Raw genomic sequence first — 17100 nt, 5'->3', positions numbered from 1 at the left:
TGGAGGGGGAAAGTTACCGCAGGAAAACATCATTAAAGCGTAAACAACAAGACCAGCATCAATGAGCGTCAACCGGCCAAGTTAATTGACGCCGACCGGCCAAGATAGTTGACGTTGAACACCCAGCTTTGGAACGTACTGCGCGGCGACATGAGCCTGGTGGGCCCACGCCCCATTGTTTACGCCGAACTGGCCCGCTACGGCGAATACGCCGACTACTACCTTATGGCCAAGCCCGGCATGACAGGCCTGTGGCAAGTTAGCGGGCGCAACGACGTTGACTACGACACCCGCGTTTACTTTGACGCCTGGTACGTTAAAAACTGGTCGTTATGGCACGACATTGCCATTTTGTTTAAAACCGTGGGTGTGGTGCTGGGCCGCAGCGGCGCTTACTAGGCCCGCGCACGGCAAACACGCAACAAGGCCACCCAGGCCACTACGCCCAGCATTACCCCCACCCCATTGGCGGCCGCATCGTACACGCTAAACATACGTAGCGGCTGCACCCACTGCTGAAGGTATTCGGTACCTGCCGCAGCCAGCAACAAGCCGGCCAGCACACCAAGCCAACGCGCATTGCAAAACGCCAGACGCGTACACAACGCCAAGCCAAAAAACGCCACCACATGCAGCACCTTGTCGGACTGCAAGAACAAGTCTGGCGGCGGCTGCGCGCGAAAAACACCATAGGCCAAAGCCAGAACGCATAGGGCAAAGGGTATGCGGCGCCATTTGGACGACATAAGCACAAAAAAAAATCGACTCAGCTTTCTGTCAAACATACACGTTTGTGCGAGATAAAACAGCCGCCCTACGCCCTGATGCCAAAGCGCTCCTTTGAGACCCGCAGTGTACCGACACGTTAACGCTACCCCCAACTGAAGTTAAAGAAACACATCGTCAATCCAGCCATCCAATGAATATCTGTACAGCACGTCGGGGGGCAAGGGCTTGAAGGGCGAACCCATAAAACCTGGCGGGAGCACTGGACTTTGGCGATCAATTACGCAGACATTGGAGGGGTCGTAAAGCCCAGAAGTCAGAATAGATTTGTTGGTTGTAATGAGCTTCTTTCCAGATGCCAAAACCTCAAAGGTCCGCATAGTCAACCCCTTTTGGATGACACGCTCAATGTCGATGACGGCTCGAGTTCGAGCATAGAGACGCGCATTTTCATCATGACTAAGCGGCGTAAAGTTAAATTCCTCTTTTTTTGCGCCCCAGAACTGAGGGTCCAGGATGCGTCGCACGTTATAGATAATCTTGGCAGGAAAATACAAATAAAAGCACGTATTAATGCTATTGGGCAGCTTCGACACAAACCTTTTAAGTACTGCATATCGGTCTGTATGCACAGTCCCAACGAACAGCATATCAATATCTTGTTGTACCTCAACTTGCCGTGTATAACTTGGGACAAAAAACAAAGGCCTTAATTTAAGGCCTTTCGTCTCGGCGACGTCATAAGGGTCAAAGCTGAAGCACCTATCGAATAACGAAAGCTTGGCTCGGGCCCCTTTACTGTTGCGAAAGCTATCCCACATATAAAACGTGGTACGAGCACCAGGAAACGCCTCGAAAAGCCGCTTTAACAAAGGCGGCGTGAAAGACTCGCCCTTAATGACCACGATATCGTCAAAAGTTTTACCCCGACACTGCAGAAGAATATAATCAAGGTACCGGCTTGCAGCACCCGACACTAGTGCTGGATGAAGCCTATTAAGAATTTTACTTGTCGTAGTGGTAGAGGGCCTGTCCTCGTATACGGTAACATCGGCTCCTCTTGCCTTCAGCCGCTTTACAATTTCTTTGTCGTACCCAAAGAAACCCGCCACAATCAACAAGATACGGCGCCCCGCCAGACTATTGCTCTTGATCACTTTTCCTGGACCTATTAACTGCCATCTTTCTACTAAGGCTTTTTGACACCCAAAAGACCCCGGTCAGCAAGCTCTTTCATCGAACCTTCAAAGCCCGCATCTACAGCATCCTGTTTGCTCGCCCAATCCAAAAACTGATGCAACCCATCGTCGAACGACCATCTGGGCGAAAAGCCGGTTAATGCCTTCAAGGAAGAAATATCTGCCATATTATGGCGAATATCGCCTACCCGAAAATCGCCAGAGATATTAACCTTAGCGTTAGCGCCAAAATAATTGATGACGGCCTTAGCCACCTCTAGAACTGATGTCCGTACACCAGACCCAACGTTAAAAGTCCAGGTACCTTTAATTTTTTCATCAACGCAAGAAGCCGTCGCCTCTACAACATCGTCAATATAGACAAAATCCCGGCTTTCGTTCCCGTCTTCAAATACATTGAGGTCCTGATTTTTACGTACAAGATTGGAAAACACGGCCAACAAACCCGTATATGGGTTTGACAAACTCTGCCCGGGTCCATAAACATTTTGGTAGCGCAGAGCGATGCCATCGATTTTCAATGCATTCGCGAACATAAGCACCATTTGTTCTTGTACTTGTTTGGTTAGGCCATAAAAAGATGTTGGTGCAAACGGTGCTTCCTCGCTAGTTGGCTCGACCGCAACTATTGAATTGCATAGGGGGCAAATTGGCTCGAACTGCCCGACAGACATTAACTCTGGCTTACGTGCCTGTGGATAAACAACCCCATGCGTTGAACAGCGATATTGGCCTTCACCATAAACTGCCCGCGATGATGCAACGACCAGTTTGCGAACTGAGCCCAACCCCTCATTGACCAAAATATCTAGCAGAACAGATGTACCTGCAATATTCACATGTTCGTAATGTTGAATGGCATACATCGACTGGCCTGTGCCGGTCTCGGCCGCAAAATGAATGATGACTTCTTGGTGCTTTACCAAATCAGCCAAGAGGATGCGATCGCAAACATCACCCTCAATACAATCGGCAATTTTCTGTAAATCGGCAGAAAACTCCGGATTATCTCCGTGAACTTGTCGACTTAGGTTATCGAGAATTGTGATTCGATGCCCATGCTTGTGAAGCCGTGCTGCAAGCCGCGAACCAATGAAGCCTGCCCCTCCGGTGATTAAAATGTTCATACTAGTTGCTTAAACCCTTATCCCCGCTTGGGGACCAAAAACATCAAAAACAAACGCTACCGTATTTACGCGAACCTTTCCGCCTCGGTAAGCCCTTTACCCTCGGCATCTTTCGCTGCCAGCCGGGGTTCAAAATCTATCGGCCATTCAATGGCCAGCGTTGGGTCATTCCACATCAAGCTGCGCTCGTGCTCGGGGAACCAGTAATCGGTTGTTTTGTACAAAAACTCGGCCGTGTCGCTTAACACAACAAACCCGTGCGCAAAACCTGGCGGTACCCATAGTTGCTTATGGTTAGTGTGGTTTAACACAACGCCCACCCATTGCCCAAAGGTGGGCGACGACTGGCGCATGTCTACCGCCACATCAAAGACTTCGCCCTGCACCACACGTACCAGCTTACCTTGCGGGTGCTGAATTTGGTAATGCAGCCCGCGTAGTACACCCTTTGCCGACTTGCTGTGGTTGTCTTGCACAAAGACAACATCTAGCCCAGTAGATTGGGCAAAGTCACGCGCGTTAAAACTTTCAAAAAAGAACCCGCGCGCATCGCCAAAGACTTTAGGTTCCAGAACCAGCACGTCGGGTATAGCGGTTGGTGTTACGGTGTATGGCATTACCCTTCCCCTACTTCAGCAACCGAAGCAAATATTGCCCGTAACCGTTTTTAGACAAGGGGGACGCCAGTTCTGCCAACTGTTCGGCAGAAACCCACCCTTTTCGGTATGCAATTTCTTCGGGGCAGGCCACTTGCAGGCCCTGGCGCTTTTGCAACGTGGCAATAAAGCTTGCGGCCTCTAGAAGGCTGTCATGCGTGCCTGTATCTAACCAGGCAAACCCCCGCCCCATAATTTCAACGCTAAGTTGCCCCTGTTGCAGATAGTGTTTATTTACATCGGTAATTTCAAGCTCGCCACGCGGCGAAGGCTGGATACCGGCGGCAATGTCGCACACCTGTTGGTCGTAAAAATACAACCCCGTTACCGCGTAATTGCTTTTAGGTACCGGGGGCTTTTCTTCAATACTAATAGCGCGCTGCTGGTTGTTGAATTCGACCACGCCATAACGCTCTGGGTCGTGTACGTGGTAGGCAAACACACTGGCGCCACTGGCGCGGGCATTGGCACTATGCAGCTGTTTGACCAGATCGTGTCCATAAAAAATGTTGTCGCCCAACACCAGCGCACTGGGGTGGTTATTGATAAAGTTCTTGCCAATAATAAAAGCCTGGGCCAGGCCGTCGGGGCTGGGTTGCACTGCGTACTGCAGGTTTAACCCCCATTGGCTGCCGTCGCCCAACAAGTTACTAAACCGGGGCGTGTCTTGCGGGGTGCTAATAACCAGTATGTCGCGTATGCCACTAAGCATTAAGGTGCTTAGCGGGTAGTAAATCATGGGTTTGTCGTACACCGGCATTAACTGCTTGCTTACCGCCTGCGTTACCGGGTACAGACGGGTGCCAGAGCCACCCGCCAAAATAATGCCTTTACGTGTCGTCATGTTTATTGCTTAAAGAATTTGGTCCAAAATGTGGTCGACCCCGCTACGCCAATGGGGCAAATGCAAGCCAAAGGTTTGCTGCAGTTTGGCCGTAGCCAACCGCGAATTAGCCGGGCGTTGCGCGGGCGTGGGGTAGTCTGCTGTTGTAATTGGCAAGATAGCGTCGGGCGCCACCAAAACAGGTCGGCCTGCAGCACGGGCACGCTCAATAACATAACAGGCGTACTCGTGCCAATTTGTCACCCCGCCGGCTACGGCGTGGTAGGTACCGTAAGTAAACCCCTCCCCGCCGCTTGTTTGGTGTTCGCGAACCAGGTGGGCGGTAATGTCGGCCAATAACGCTGCCGATGTCGGCACCCCAAATTGGTCGGCCACAATACTTAACTGGTGGCGCTGTGCAGCCAAACGAATCATGGTTTTGGCAAAATTACCGCCGTGCGCTCCAACAACCCAGCTGGTGCGCAAAATAAGGTGTCTTGCACCTGTGGCTTGCAGGGCCAGTTCGCCCGCCAGTTTGGTGGCTCCGTATACGCTTTGCGGGTTGGTAGGGTCTAACTCGGTATAGGCCCCGTCTTTGCGGCCATCGAACACATAATCGGTTGAATAATGTACGACCAGGGCGCCAATTTTTTGAGCCTCTTCCCCTAACACTTGTACGGCATCGGCGTTAACTGCCGACGCAACCAAAGGGTTGGACTCGGCCTGGTCGACTGCCGTATAGGCTGCGGGGTTAACAATGACATTGGGCCTGTAGTTTTGAACCAGCTGGCGGATTGCTGCCGGGTTTGACAGGTCGCATTGGGCCTGGTCTACGGCAAGCACATCGCCCAGCACGGCCAAAGACCGTCGCAGCTCGAACCCAACCTGCCCGTTTGCGCCAGTAAGTAACAGCTTTAGCATTAAGCCACCCCGTACTGTTTAGCCACCCAGTTACGGTAGCTGCCGCTTTGCACACGCTGCACCCATTGGGGGTTATTTAAGTACCACTGCACGGTTTTGCGTATGCCGGTTTCAAACGTTTCTGCCGGGCGCCAACCTAATTCGCGCTCTATCTTGCGCGCGTCTATGGCATAGCGCCTGTCGTGACCAGGGCGGTCTTGCACAAAGGTTATTTGGCTGGTGTAGCTTTGGCCATCGGCACGCGGGCGCAATTCGTCTAGCAAAGCGCAAACGGTTTGAACAATTTCAATGTTAGGCTTTTCGTTCCAGCCGCCAATGTTGTAGGTTTCTCCTGCCTTACCACCCGCCAACACGCACCTAATAGCGCTGCAATGGTCTTTTACGTATAACCAGTCGCGTATCTGTTGGCCGTCGCCGTACACGGGCAGGGGTTTGCCGGCCAGGGCATTCACGATCATTAACGGAATGAGTTTTTCCGGGAAATGATAGGGGCCATAATTGTTGCTGCAGTTGGTGGTTAACACCGGCACGCCGTAAGTGTGGTGCCAGGCCCGCACCAGGTGGTCTGACGCGGCCTTACTGGCCGAATACGGGCTGTTGGGTTCAACACGGTGGGTTTCGGCGAAGGGGGCATCGTCTTTCGCCAGCGTACCGTAAACCTCGTCTGTACTAACATGCAAAAATCGAAATTGTGTCTGTTCTTGAAGCGGCAACGCAGCCCAGTAAGCACGCACGGCTTCTAGCAACCGAAACGTACCCACTATATTGGTTTGAATAAAGTCTTCGGGGCCGTGTATGGACCGGTCAACATGGCTTTCGGCCGCAAAATTAAGCACGGCGCGCGGCCGGTGCCTTGCTAACAACCCAGCCACCAAAACACTGTCGCCAATATCGCCCTGCGCAAAAATATGGCGGGCATCACCTTGCAGCCCGGAAAGGTTGTCGAGATTGCCTGCGTAACTGAGTTTGTCGAGGTTAACGACGGGCTCGTTGCAACCTGCCAGCCAATCAAGAACAAAATTACTGCCTATAAAGCCGGCACCACCTGTAATGAGTATCGCCATGTCTTTAAAAAATTACGCTCGCCCGTACTTATCTTCGAAGCGCACAATATCGTCTTCGCCCAAGTACGAACCCGATTGCACTTCAATAAGCTCTAGCGGAATAACACCGGGGTTTTCAAGGGCATGTACTTGCCCAATGGGAATATATGTTGACTGGTTTTCGGTGACCAAATAGGTTTTGTCGCCATTAGTGACCTTGGCCGTACCACTAACCACTACCCAATGTTCGGCCCGATGATGGTGCATTTGTACCGAAAGCTTTGCGCCAGGGTTTACGGTAATGCGCTTTACCTGATACCGGTGGCCGGTATCGATAGCATCGTACAGCCCCCACGGGCGCTGCACTTCCCTGTGGTTAAGCACTTCGGGCCGCCCTTGCGTCTTCAGGGCGTCTACCACCAGCTTAATGTCTTGCACCTTGTCTTTATGCGCCACCAAAACAGCATCTGCGGTTTCAACAACCACCAAATCTTCAACACCCAGGGTAGCCACCAAGCGGCTATTGGCATGCACATACGTGTTGCATGTACATTGGCCTACTACATCGCCCTTAAAAACATTACCAGCGGTATCTTTTTGGGTTACCTGCCACAAGGCCGACCAAGACCCTACATCGCTCCAGCCAGCGTCTAATGGCACCACCACGGCAGCGTCCGTTTTTTCCATAACGGCGTAATCAATGGAGTCTTCCGGGCAGGCGGCAAAGGCGTCAGCATCTATACGCGTAAAGTCTACATCTTGTGTGCGACCCTGCAGCGCCCGGCGGCACGCTAAAAGGATATCTGGCCTAAACCGTTCCAGCTCTTCAAGATAACGGCTGGCGCGGAACATGAACATGCCGCTGTTCCATAAGTAACTACCGCTGGCAATATAGGCCTGAGCGGTTGAAGTGTCGGGCTTTTCTACAAAGCCCTGTACAACGTACCCACCCTGCCCTACAGCCGCCCCTTGCTGAATATAGCCGTACCCCGTTTCGGGCGCGGTAGGCACGATGCCAAAGGTAATTAACTTGCCCGCCTGCGCTAAAGGCAACGCCACTTGAACGCTTTGCTGAAAAGCAGCAGTGTCTTGTATAAGGTGGTCGGCCGCCAATACAAGCAATACCGGGTCGTCATCGCCTGCCAAGGCCTGCAACGCCGCTAACGCAATGGCGGGTGCTGTATTACGCCCCACAGGCTCTAACAAGATGCCGGCCTGCACGCCCAACTGCCGCAATTGCTCGGCCGCAATAAAACGGTGGGCCTCGTTACAGATGACCCACGGTTGCCCAGTGCGGATGCCTTGCAAACGCGCTATGGTGGCTTGCAGCATAGAGGACGGTTCTTGCCCCAAACTTAGAAACTGTTTGGGCCTTAACTGCCTGGATAGTGGCCATAGGCGCGTGCCTGAACCACCGGCAATGATGATGGGAGTAATTTTCATAATACTGTTCAACTATATTGGCACGGCGACCTCAATCTCGCGTCTTACGGGTAATATCGATGAACATAAACCATAGACATATCAGTTTGATATGCTGATAATATTTTTTAACGAAACACACAAAGTCGCGGATCCTGAATACTCAAATATCAATCAATGCCATTGTTTCTTGACTAGATCATAACTTTTATGAACCCTAGCAGGGGCACCAACAATTACTGATCCTGCAGGGAAATGGCCTCTTACTACTGCATTAGCGCCTATTACGCACCCATCTCCCACGAAGGTGCCAGCCAGAATTTTTGCACCTGCTCCTATGAAAACATTTCTACCTATAAATGTTTTATTAATTTTCACTTCTTGATCAAAAACCGGAACACCAAATTGGGTATAATTGTGATCAATGTCAGTAATCAGAACACAAGAAGAAATTAATGCGCCGGAAGATATTATTAAATGCCCACCTGCGGCAACATGAAGATCATTTCCAATTGAACAATTATCCGAAATTACCAACTTCCCGTCGCCATGGACTTCAAATCTTAAGCCGGGCATAATACGGACCCTACTTCCAATATTAATTTTACGAAATCCGTAAATATACTTAGGCTTACCCAAATAACTTAAAAAACCAATTTCAAAAAAAAATGACTTGTAGAGTAACGCTCTTATTAGCCATGAAATTTTATAAATCACAACGCATGAACCCTATTATAAATTTTCAATGTCTCCTGGAAGCATCTCTCCCAGCTAAATAGGGATCCTTGTACTAAACCCTTATCAATTAAATTCTCTCGATAGTTCTTATCATGTAATTTATCCAGCGCCATGGCCAATGTTGCGCTTTCTCCATCTTCCACCAAAAGAGCTGCATCGCCAGCAACCTCTGGAATGGAAGACGTATTGACAGCGACTACAGGACACCCCGCTCGCATACTCTCTATTATCGGTATCCCAAACCCTTCATACAACGAAGGGTAGACCAAACAAAATGCCTCACAATACAATCTATTTAAATCACTATCGGTAACGTAACCTGCGTGACGAAACCTACCTTGCAAATGATGACGCAATAAAGCCAACTCATGGTCCGCAAAGTCCCCGCCCCCGGCGCAAACAAGCTCTAATTTTCGAAACTTAGACATTGCCGAAACCAAAGATGTAAAATTCTTATAGCCTTTACGTTGCCCAACAAAGAGCACATATGGCTTCTGACTAGCATTAGCAAGAGGTCTAAAAATATCTGAGGCTCCGTTATAAACAACCGTTATTTTACTTTCATCGACATCTGGAAGGTAACTTAACAAATCTCGCTTCGTGTTTTCGGAAACACATATTATGTGATCAGAACCCCTTACGGCACGATATTTTTGCCATGAATGAACGAGCGCTTTGATACCTTTAATGTGAAGCTCATACGTAAAGTCATGAACAGTGGTAACCACCCTGTAACTACCATTTGCAGGTAGGCGATAACAAGTCGAATGAAATATTCCGGTACCCTCAGAAAGAATACTCGGCGGCACCATCGCATTTCTGTAACGCTCCAAGTATCTCTTTCGTCCCTCCACGTAAAATGGTCGCAACAGCTCTGACGGTTCATAACCGAACTCACGATAATCAATACCATCCCTATTTAATCGAGATGACAACTCGTTAAACAAGACAGACGCACCGCCTGTTCTCTGGATAGAACGTATTATCCGATCAAATACGACCACCGCGCCTCCCATTTAAGCCTAAAACCATCCTTCTAAATCGGTGGATGGTTTGAAAAATACCTGGAAAAATCATTCTTGACAGGCAGAGTTTCGCACGGCCAACTTCTTGGAGCGCTCCGACAGAGCCATAGAAACGGAAAGAGCCAAAAAAACTCCTGGCGAATAATAACCATAGCCACGAAAAAACATTTCCACCAAAAAAGCAATCAATAAACCATAAAAAATTTTAGCCTTATCATTAACGAAGGTCTTAGCATCACGTCCGCCAAAAGAAACTAATTTTAAAAAATATCCGCATATTTTGCACGAGCAATAAAGCACAAAAACAATCCCTAGGACGCCAAATTCAGATATTATTTTAGACGCAAGAAAGCCACCATCCTCGAGATTATATTGCGCACCATACAAACGATAAATTTCATAAGTTGTGCCCACAAGTTGATCTTCAGACAATCCCAACCTCTGAGCGCCAACACCTAACCCATAGGATCTTATAAGATTGCTATAAGCCAGGTCCCACCCCTGAAACCATACAAGCGTTGTTAAATTAGTTGCAGCATCAAATTTCAAGCGATCACCAAAATAATGGATGTTAGCAGAAATCCAGCTTATTAATGAAAAAAACAATAAGCAAAACAAAACAACAAAAAAAACAAATCTCTTTTTTCCAAACCTTAAAAAATAAAGCAAAAAAGAAATCATTGCAAATAAAAGCAGAGTAAGACTTGGAAATAAAAATGCCAACACAAACAAATTAAAAATAATGAATAGAGAAAAAAACAAACCAGATAAAAGTAGAGAGCTCAAGGCAAAAAAGCCAACACTCAACGCATAATGACTTTGCTCGGCAAACGGCGGCACAGCTTTGATATAACCACTATAGGGCCCAACACCCCCCCCTGTAAAAAACCCCAACCAACCAATAAAAATCAATATAAAAAAACAAAAAAAAATAGACTTATTGAGGTCAATTTCCGAAGCGAAAACCAAAGTTCTTGAAAACAAATAAGCAGCCGCAAGCACAGGCAAAAATGGAATCAAAGTTAGAGCCTTTGAATCCCCATAATAAAAATATGGAATCACACAATAAAAAAAAATAATAAATGCAAAAGAAAATATTTTATAAATTAAATTTATTTTTAATGATTTAAAATATACATTCCTAAAATTTATTAAAAACACCAATAGAGAACAAAGTAACAGCCCCACCGCCAAAGATGATTGATTACCCATAACCATCAAAAATGGAGGCAACAAAGAAATCAGCAGTAGGGAAAATACTATTCTTATCGAGCAAAAATTGTCATTCATTGACATATAAAAATCGCGTACGTAGTTGGGGAAGAGTAAATCTGCTATTCTTCAAGGGAAACTCCATATAAGGGAGGCTCCGAAATTCTACCGACTATCGTCTACTCGCAGAGGGGGCTCATGCAACAAAATGCGGGCCGATGGGCTCGAATAGCTACCGTACCCATTCATTGGGGCGGCACAGACCGGGGGACGGGCATCTTGAAGCCATCCTTTACCCCCTGCCAACCTCGACTTGCCAGCGCAAGAGGCATGCGGCCAAGTTGCGGTAACCGGGTAAGTAGGACGTAACATAGGGCGAAAGCCTTTTGAAAACCTCGCAGATTCTTGCGGATGAAATAAATGCGATTTCGATTGGTGTAGTAAACGGAAAAGGGCGAATGACCTCCTCCGGTCAAGCTGCTCACCTTATGTAGCACCACCGCGTTGGAGACATAACTGATACGAATTCCGGATGAAGTCATACGCCAGACGAAGTCGGTGTCGTCGTAGTAGACAAAGTACTGCTCGTCCATTCGCCCCACTGTCTGTAAGACAGTAGCATCTAGCAGCATGAAGCATGTTGGCGCATAACCAACATGCTTTACGGTGTCACATTGTCCGAGGTCGATCTGGCCTATGCCGTAGTGGGGCGTGCGCATGGTCCAAGGGTTGATGTGACCCCCTCCATACCAGAGCCGCACGGGCTTATCGTGGTACATGATTTTGGGTGTGGCAGCCCTTTCGCTGCCATCGGCGAGTGCTTTCTGTAGTAGCCTAAGCGTGTCAGGCCCGAATTCGGTGTCGTTATTAGCCAGCAACACTTGTTTGCAGCCGTCGGCCAATGCAAGTTCAATGCCTTGATTGTTGCCCTTGGCGACGCCGACGTTGGCATTATTGAAGTGGACTTGTGTGTCGATGTTGTGCCGACTCGCCAGCGTTTCAGACAGGCGACAGCCGCTATCCTGCGTACTGTTGTCAATCACATAGAGGCGAAAATTATTAGGCTTTTCTTGGGCCTCCAAACTTTCGAAGAAACCTGGCAAAACGTCATCGCTGTTGTAGAGGACAGTGACAATTCCGAGCAATGGGGTGGATCCCGATGTTTGAACTTGCATAACAGTTATTTTTCCTTGCTCCCGATCCTGGGGAGCCTCAGAGGCCCAACTATAAGAAACAAATAAGTGTGGACTATTTTTGTGCAATAAACACATCGCCACCAAAGATGCCAAGCTCTGGTCTCTCAGTTGACAAGTATTCAACGGAGAAGCCTAAGGACTCTAGATCGCGAAATATCTTTTGACCGAATACTCTATAGGCCAATATTCCACCGGTTAGTGGGTCCCCATGAAGCTGCTTTGGGACGAGGTAAACATCTACCGTTTGGGTGGTGTCTACAAGAATATGATGCCCCATGCAGTCGGGATCAAATGGGACGGTAAATATGTACTTGCCACCTTTGCGTAGTACGCGATAGATCTCACTATGCGCCGAATCAATATTCCGAATGTGTTCAGCTACGTCCGAAGTCAAGATCACATCAAAACTATTGTCCGGGAAATCAATTTTTTCTAAGTTGATATTGAAACGATTCTCCTCTATTTCTGTCCCAAATGGCAGTCCAGGTATGTAGCTGGATCGCACCAAATTTGAGTCATTCTTAAGTAGTTTAGAGATAGAACTAAATGAGTCTGTCTCTAGTACTCGAAGCGGCAGGGTGTTTTGACTGACAAGCTCTTTGATGGATCTGCTCTTGTGACTGCTTTGGCCGTTGAGCACATTCAAGAGTTCCAGTGCAAGCGTTCGGTTTCGCATGGTAGCTCCGCACTTTCGGCACTGCAAGGTTTCACGGAGAAGCCCGACTCGATGTGCTTTTCGATTTTGGGTATTAGGAAAGTCATACATCATTCGAGCCGAGTCCCCGCATATGGGACAAAATATCTGTCTGCCGGAGTGCCTCAAAAACAGGTCGATATTTTCTAGATTAAAAAAATTCAGTAGGCTGAAAAAAGGATTGCTTTTTGCATTGCCTTGCAAGCTGTGGAAGACCTTACTTGCGATTACCCTCGGATAGGAATATCTTAAAAACATGTGCGACGTGGTCCTAATAAATTTTTTTACTCGCGTTGCGGGTGATCTTGCGATAAAAACTCTCGCTTTAAAGCTCTTTATGACTAAATTGTTTACTTCGACCCCCATCCCTTCCCCGGGATGAAATTTTGGAACTAGCTCATTTGCCCAACATGGATCTCCGACTCTGCAGAAATTGCGGCTCAAGATAAGCACTATATCTAATTACGGATAATTTATTAATCTTGAACGAAAATTACATTCACTTGCGTCATAGCAGCAAGCCGGTACCCGCGTGGCTCTAACGTCTTTTTTAGATCAGCTAGCAAATCCAGACTCATGCATTCAACTTGTAATACAGTCGGGCGATGAGCTGGCGAGAGAGCCTGAAGCACAGGTAGATCTAATCCTTCGATATCGATCGACATGAAGTCGAGCGGCTCGTGAATATAGGTCGCGAAGAAGTCGTTGATGTGCAGGTTTGGGACGGTTTCTACCCGTGCCACCTTCCCTGGCAGACCTGTTACGTTCGTATCTAATATGCTCTCTCGGGAAAGTGACGACAGTTCGTCGAGTTCGTGCACATGAAAAGAAACCATTTTGTCGAATCGATCGCTGACAGCAGTTTGGACGATTTGGTCATGTGGTCGAATGCTGCGCAGTCGCTCTGCTAGACCAGCGTTGGCCTCTATGATGTGTCCACGAGCGCCCCAAGCACGATACAGTAGGTAGGTTGAGGATGTCTGGACGGGATGATTACCGCCTATCTCAAGGTAGCGCACGGTTGACATGCTGCGGTCAGTTGTCGCGAATTGGGCCCGAAGAATGGCTTCAACAATTATGTCTTCATTACATTGTGAATAAGTTTCACGGATTGTTGTTTCTATAGGAGCGGATTTCAACTTCAGGCGCCCAATCTCGTACTCTATGAACGGGTTTGATGTCTTTTTAAGTTGGTGGCTATTTACGTACGCTGGTGCTAGCTTCCTTGTAAACATAGCGAGCATGCCGGCAAGCCGATACTGAGTCCCGATTACTTGGCGACCTAGCGTCGCGGCTACGATGTCTCTTCTGATCCACCATTTTTTACGTTTGCTCCAAGCATATTTCAAAAAATTTTGCATTTAAATGCTCCACTAAATTGCATATTAGTCAACCTTGTCCTTGTGTCTCTTATGTCTTCGAGCTATCAAGTGTGGGATCCCGCGGTATGGGTGCAGGGGCGATCCTACGCGAAACAGCGGCTTGAGTAAAAGCTTTAGTCCGGCGGCGAACCGCCGTGCTATAGGGTTGGTTGATGCATAAGGAAGGTTCAACTTAATCCCGTTTGGGTCATTCCGAAGGGCTGAGCCCGGGCTTGCCCGAGTGAGGATCGTCTTGAAGTCACCCGCATGCCGCTCGCATTCGCGGACGAGAAACGTTAGTCGAGTACTACGTGCAAGAGCGAAAGCTTCATCTAGCACTGTCTCTGGCACACGATCAACCATATCCAGAAACGTTGCATTCTGTACCTTGACAGCCTCAAGAGCAGATGGCGATCTATTTTCCAAGGCATATTCGACAGATAGTCCTTCAGCTGTCTCGGTAACGTCGTGGACAGACGGCACCAGTGCCTGGTTGAAAGCTTCTAGATCCTGATGGGCTAACTCAGCAAAAAGATATCTGAAATTTATCTTGGCTTTGGGTTGAAATTTGTCGCCATATAAAGATTTGGCAGCGCTCTTGTGCAGTGCGATAACAAATGCATTGACCTGCGCAATACCGAGTCGATCGGCTAGGCCCGCAAGAGATATTCCGGTCATTGAAAGGTCTACGACCACTGAGTCGGCGGATATTTTACGACCCGCATAAGCTAGATACTCCTTCGAAGATTTCAATGCAGCAACGCGTGAAATTAGAAAATATTCGACAGCTACGCTATCTCCAATATGGCTCGCAACTTTTTCCGCCAGTGATGACCAAAGGTTACAGTCCCGGCTAGACATTAGTGCCCGCGATATGCCTTGATCACAGCACCACAAAATTAGTGAGGCGCTGGCTAGTAGTAACAAAGGAAAATTCACTTCAATTTGGGCGGCCTGGAGGGCGCGAAATTTGGGGGGCGTGCGATGACTACGAAGCCGCATCTCTCGTATGAAGCAGCTTAGCTCGGGTGCACCGTTAGCGCTTAGAAACCGCTCCCATGGCGTCTCCGCGCTAGAGTTTGTTAAGGCTGCAGGGATTAGATGCTGCAGTGGTCGCATGAAGTCCAAGCTGGGATTGTCACCTGTATGTTTCAATATGATGCACTGAGTTTTTATTTGCTTCCAGATGCTGCCATCGTGCTTGCCACGTGTACTCACATAGAGTGTGATCACCTTGTCAAGGCCAGCTTTACGGAGTAGCCCTAGGATTACGTCGGGGGAAAGGTACATATCTGAGACCAGGATGTCGCCGTTTTGTACTAACGACATATTCTCCGTAATTGGGATGACGTTAGCGAACTCAGTGCTGATTTCAAGCTCCAGGGCATATTGACGCTCTTGCTGGGTCCAGTCCTTCTCTTTTTGAATCACATCGTATATGTCGTCAATCGAAATCTCATACTTCGATTCACGTGCGATGGCCTCAGCCCGAATCCGCGAAGTTCGAAAGTCTTCGCCAAGGGCTCTACCCATTATTTCAAATATCGTGTCGTAAGTTCCGCATCTGCGGGCGATCAGTGTGTCAAATACATCCCAACTGCGGACAAATCTCTTGTTCATGCTTAGTGATGCCAAAAATATTTAGAACGGGCTGTGCACTACCCGATAGTACTAACAATTAACCACCAGAGCGCCGCGCCCACCAGTTGTGCCGATAGCAATGACGCGAAAGCAACGCGAGAGGTAATACGAGCAGGCTTACAAAGTGCTGCAAAGGCTATACTACTGAACTGGCTTCCAATCAAAGCCGCAAATGTCAGACCTAGCAGCATTGAGTGAACACCGAAGAGCCACCCCAGTGGGACTGCCACAGTTAAGGTCAGCACTATCTCGATTAACAAGGGGATCGCCATCTGACGCGATGTTCCAGCCGAAGAAACGTATGTAGCAAAGCCCGCAGCTGCAGTTCGGACAATGGCCTGAAGCCCCAAAAGCGCTAGAAAGAGGCGGACGTCATTTATGTGGACCGAGCGAGGCGATAGTAAATTGAGCGCAAATTCCAGCGTAAACCAGCACAAACAAAGTACAGATAGGCACATTCCAGCGCATACGGCCGGACTGAACAAGCCGATGCGGTTTAATGCCTGGGTGGAGCCAGTTGTGTGCCAACGAGCGAATGGTGCCAGCAAAGCTGACATTGCAGAGGAAAGAACTCCTATGGCTAATGAGTTAAGTATGCCAGCGAGGTAAAAGGAACTAAATAGTTGCGGTTCGATGATTGCAATTAGCGGAGGGATGCTGTATTGGACAATGAGACTTGAGGCGGTTCCGAAGGCAAAGCCGTAAAGTATGCGAAGATTACACCAAAGCTGAACTCGAATTTCAAGATTGGTAGGTATACAGCCACAGCTATCTACTAGCCTTAGGCGAGTTAATGCCCATCTCGTGGTAATCAAGGTTAACCAAGTGCCAGCAAATATACCAAGGGCTACTTGAATAAGATTTCTGTTACCTAAAGCTACGACGCTGAGCATGCCCAGAAGGCCACCCGCCCGAGCGCACGCAAAAATTAACGCAGGGATCCAATTACGCTCTTCTGCAAAAAATTGACCGAAACGTACTTGCCAAAGTAACAACCAACTATTCGTCAATAGCAAGATTATCAAAAGAATCAAGAACTTATTTGCAGTCAGTGCATTTAAACTTGACCAACCTTGAATCCATGCGCCAGCGCTGAACAAAGTTATGAAAGCTGCGCTGGTCAAACCCCAACCAATGCGACGCCCCGCAAGCACTATGGCAGTTGCGGTCGCATCGTGTAGGCTGTGACGCGCTTCTACCAAGCGCCGGGTCACAACATTTGATAAGTTCACAGAGAGAAGGGGGGCTATGGCCGCTATAGACATAGCCAGGCCCCAAGCTGCAAAATCCGCTCCGCTCCAAATAGACACTGCAAT

The 17100-nt window shown here is 48.4% G+C and carries 16 protein-coding genes and 1 pseudogene; 1 reads left to right on the top strand and 16 read right to left on the bottom strand.

Annotated features, from left to right (window positions below; genetic code table 11):
* Nucleotides 1-123: 123 nt before the first annotated feature.
* A pseudogene (locus GTU67_RS08005) lies at nucleotides 124-399 on the top strand (sugar transferase); the annotation flags it as partial.
* Here GTU67_RS08005 and GTU67_RS08000 read toward each other — a convergent pair.
* From GTU67_RS08000 to GTU67_RS07925, 16 genes are all read right to left on the bottom strand, one after another.
* Nucleotides 396-785 carry a VanZ family protein gene (locus tag GTU67_RS08000; protein WP_185779561.1) on the bottom strand — a complete coding sequence of 130 codons (390 nt, stop codon included), beginning with the start codon at nucleotides 783-785 and terminating at the stop codon, nucleotides 396-398. The pseudogene GTU67_RS08005 and the gene GTU67_RS08000 sit on opposite strands and share 4 nt — an antisense overlap.
* A gap of 102 nt (nucleotides 786-887) precedes the next feature.
* Nucleotides 888-1883 (bottom strand): WaaS/CpsH family glycosyltransferase, encoded by a 996-nt coding sequence (locus GTU67_RS07995; RefSeq protein ID WP_185779560.1) that lies wholly within the window; start codon nucleotides 1881-1883, stop codon nucleotides 888-890.
* A 32-nt stretch (nucleotides 1884-1915) separates the two neighbouring features.
* Nucleotides 1916-3052 carry an NAD-dependent epimerase/dehydratase family protein gene (locus GTU67_RS07990; protein ID WP_185779559.1) on the bottom strand — a complete coding sequence of 379 codons (1137 nt, stop codon included), beginning with the start codon at nucleotides 3050-3052 and terminating at the stop codon, nucleotides 1916-1918.
* 65 nt (nucleotides 3053-3117) lie between these two features.
* Nucleotides 3118-3669: a dTDP-4-dehydrorhamnose 3,5-epimerase gene (rfbC, locus tag GTU67_RS07985; RefSeq protein ID WP_185779558.1), complete on the bottom strand. Its 552-nt coding sequence runs from the start codon at nucleotides 3667-3669 to the stop codon at nucleotides 3118-3120.
* A 10-nt stretch (nucleotides 3670-3679) separates the two neighbouring features.
* Nucleotides 3680-4552 (bottom strand): glucose-1-phosphate thymidylyltransferase RfbA, encoded by an 873-nt coding sequence (gene rfbA / locus GTU67_RS07980; RefSeq protein WP_185779557.1) that lies wholly within the window; start codon nucleotides 4550-4552, stop codon nucleotides 3680-3682.
* 9 nt (nucleotides 4553-4561) lie between these two features.
* Nucleotides 4562-5452: a dTDP-4-dehydrorhamnose reductase gene (gene rfbD, locus GTU67_RS07975; RefSeq protein WP_185779556.1), complete on the bottom strand. Its 891-nt coding sequence runs from the start codon at nucleotides 5450-5452 to the stop codon at nucleotides 4562-4564.
* Nucleotides 5452-6516, bottom strand: a complete 1065-nt coding sequence (gene rfbB, locus GTU67_RS07970) for a dTDP-glucose 4,6-dehydratase (protein WP_185779555.1) — start codon at nucleotides 6514-6516, stop codon at nucleotides 5452-5454. The genes rfbD and rfbB overlap by 1 nt, the downstream gene beginning before the upstream one ends.
* Before the next feature lie 12 nt (nucleotides 6517-6528).
* The gene (locus GTU67_RS07965; protein WP_185779554.1) at nucleotides 6529-7938 is read right to left on the bottom strand and encodes a mannose-1-phosphate guanylyltransferase/mannose-6-phosphate isomerase; all 1410 of its coding nucleotides are present in this window, start codon (nucleotides 7936-7938) and stop codon (nucleotides 6529-6531) included.
* A 153-nt stretch (nucleotides 7939-8091) separates the two neighbouring features.
* Nucleotides 8092-8634: a DapH/DapD/GlmU-related protein gene (locus GTU67_RS07960; protein ID WP_346727002.1), complete on the bottom strand. Its 543-nt coding sequence runs from the start codon at nucleotides 8632-8634 to the stop codon at nucleotides 8092-8094.
* Nucleotides 8631-9671: a glycosyltransferase family 4 protein gene (locus GTU67_RS07955; RefSeq protein ID WP_185779553.1), complete on the bottom strand. Its 1041-nt coding sequence runs from the start codon at nucleotides 9669-9671 to the stop codon at nucleotides 8631-8633. Before GTU67_RS07955 ends, GTU67_RS07960 begins: the two co-directional genes overlap by 4 nt.
* A gap of 57 nt (nucleotides 9672-9728) precedes the next feature.
* On the bottom strand, nucleotides 9729-10976 hold the full coding sequence (locus GTU67_RS07950) for a hypothetical protein (RefSeq protein ID WP_185779552.1): 1248 nt from the start codon (nucleotides 10974-10976) through the stop codon (nucleotides 9729-9731).
* Between the two features lie 161 nt (nucleotides 10977-11137).
* On the bottom strand, nucleotides 11138-12067 hold the full coding sequence (locus tag GTU67_RS07945; RefSeq protein WP_185779551.1) for a glycosyltransferase family 2 protein: 930 nt from the start codon (nucleotides 12065-12067) through the stop codon (nucleotides 11138-11140).
* A 73-nt stretch (nucleotides 12068-12140) separates the two neighbouring features.
* Nucleotides 12141-12764: a class I SAM-dependent methyltransferase gene (locus tag GTU67_RS07940; RefSeq protein WP_185779550.1), complete on the bottom strand. Its 624-nt coding sequence runs from the start codon at nucleotides 12762-12764 to the stop codon at nucleotides 12141-12143.
* A 494-nt stretch (nucleotides 12765-13258) separates the two neighbouring features.
* Complete coding sequence (locus tag GTU67_RS07935) at nucleotides 13259-14143, bottom strand: FkbM family methyltransferase (RefSeq protein ID WP_185779549.1); 885 nt, start codon at nucleotides 14141-14143, stop codon at nucleotides 13259-13261.
* A 24-nt stretch (nucleotides 14144-14167) separates the two neighbouring features.
* The gene (locus tag GTU67_RS07930; protein WP_185779548.1) at nucleotides 14168-15763 is read right to left on the bottom strand and encodes a hypothetical protein; all 1596 of its coding nucleotides are present in this window, start codon (nucleotides 15761-15763) and stop codon (nucleotides 14168-14170) included.
* A 38-nt stretch (nucleotides 15764-15801) separates the two neighbouring features.
* On the bottom strand, nucleotides 15802-17094 hold the full coding sequence (locus tag GTU67_RS07925; protein WP_221893308.1) for a hypothetical protein: 1293 nt from the start codon (nucleotides 17092-17094) through the stop codon (nucleotides 15802-15804).
* Nucleotides 17095-17100 lie beyond the last annotated feature (6 nt).

Source organism: Pusillimonas minor (assembly GCF_014237865.1).
Lineage (GTDB): Bacteria > Pseudomonadota > Gammaproteobacteria > Burkholderiales > Burkholderiaceae_B > Neopusillimonas > Neopusillimonas minor.
This window is presented reverse-complemented; position numbering and strand designations above follow the sequence as displayed.

Coding starts and splice junctions, on each gene's coding strand:
- GTU67_RS08000 (WP_185779561.1), bottom strand. CDS start 785: ATGTTTGACAGAAAGCTGAGTCGATTTTTTTTTGTGCTTATGTCGTCC.
- rfbC (WP_185779558.1), bottom strand. CDS start 3,669: ATGCCATACACCGTAACACCAACCGCTATACCCGACGTGCTGGTTCTG.
- rfbA (WP_185779557.1), bottom strand. CDS start 4,552: ATGACGACACGTAAAGGCATTATTTTGGCGGGTGGCTCTGGCACCCGT.
- GTU67_RS07990 (WP_185779559.1), bottom strand. CDS start 3,052: ATGAACATTTTAATCACCGGAGGGGCAGGCTTCATTGGTTCGCGGCTT.
- GTU67_RS07950 (WP_185779552.1), bottom strand. CDS start 10,976: ATGTCAATGAATGACAATTTTTGCTCGATAAGAATAGTATTTTCCCTA.
- GTU67_RS07955 (WP_185779553.1), bottom strand. CDS start 9,671: ATGGGAGGCGCGGTGGTCGTATTTGATCGGATAATACGTTCTATCCAG.
- rfbB (WP_185779555.1), bottom strand. CDS start 6,516: ATGGCGATACTCATTACAGGTGGTGCCGGCTTTATAGGCAGTAATTTT.
- GTU67_RS07935 (WP_185779549.1), bottom strand. CDS start 14,143: ATGCAAAATTTTTTGAAATATGCTTGGAGCAAACGTAAAAAATGGTGG.
- rfbD (WP_185779556.1), bottom strand. CDS start 5,452: ATGCTAAAGCTGTTACTTACTGGCGCAAACGGGCAGGTTGGGTTCGAG.
- GTU67_RS07945 (WP_185779551.1), bottom strand. CDS start 12,067: ATGCAAGTTCAAACATCGGGATCCACCCCATTGCTCGGAATTGTCACT.
- GTU67_RS07930 (WP_185779548.1), bottom strand. CDS start 15,763: ATGAACAAGAGATTTGTCCGCAGTTGGGATGTATTTGACACACTGATC.
- GTU67_RS07965 (WP_185779554.1), bottom strand. CDS start 7,938: ATGAAAATTACTCCCATCATCATTGCCGGTGGTTCAGGCACGCGCCTA.
- GTU67_RS07940 (WP_185779550.1), bottom strand. CDS start 12,764: ATGCGAAACCGAACGCTTGCACTGGAACTCTTGAATGTGCTCAACGGC.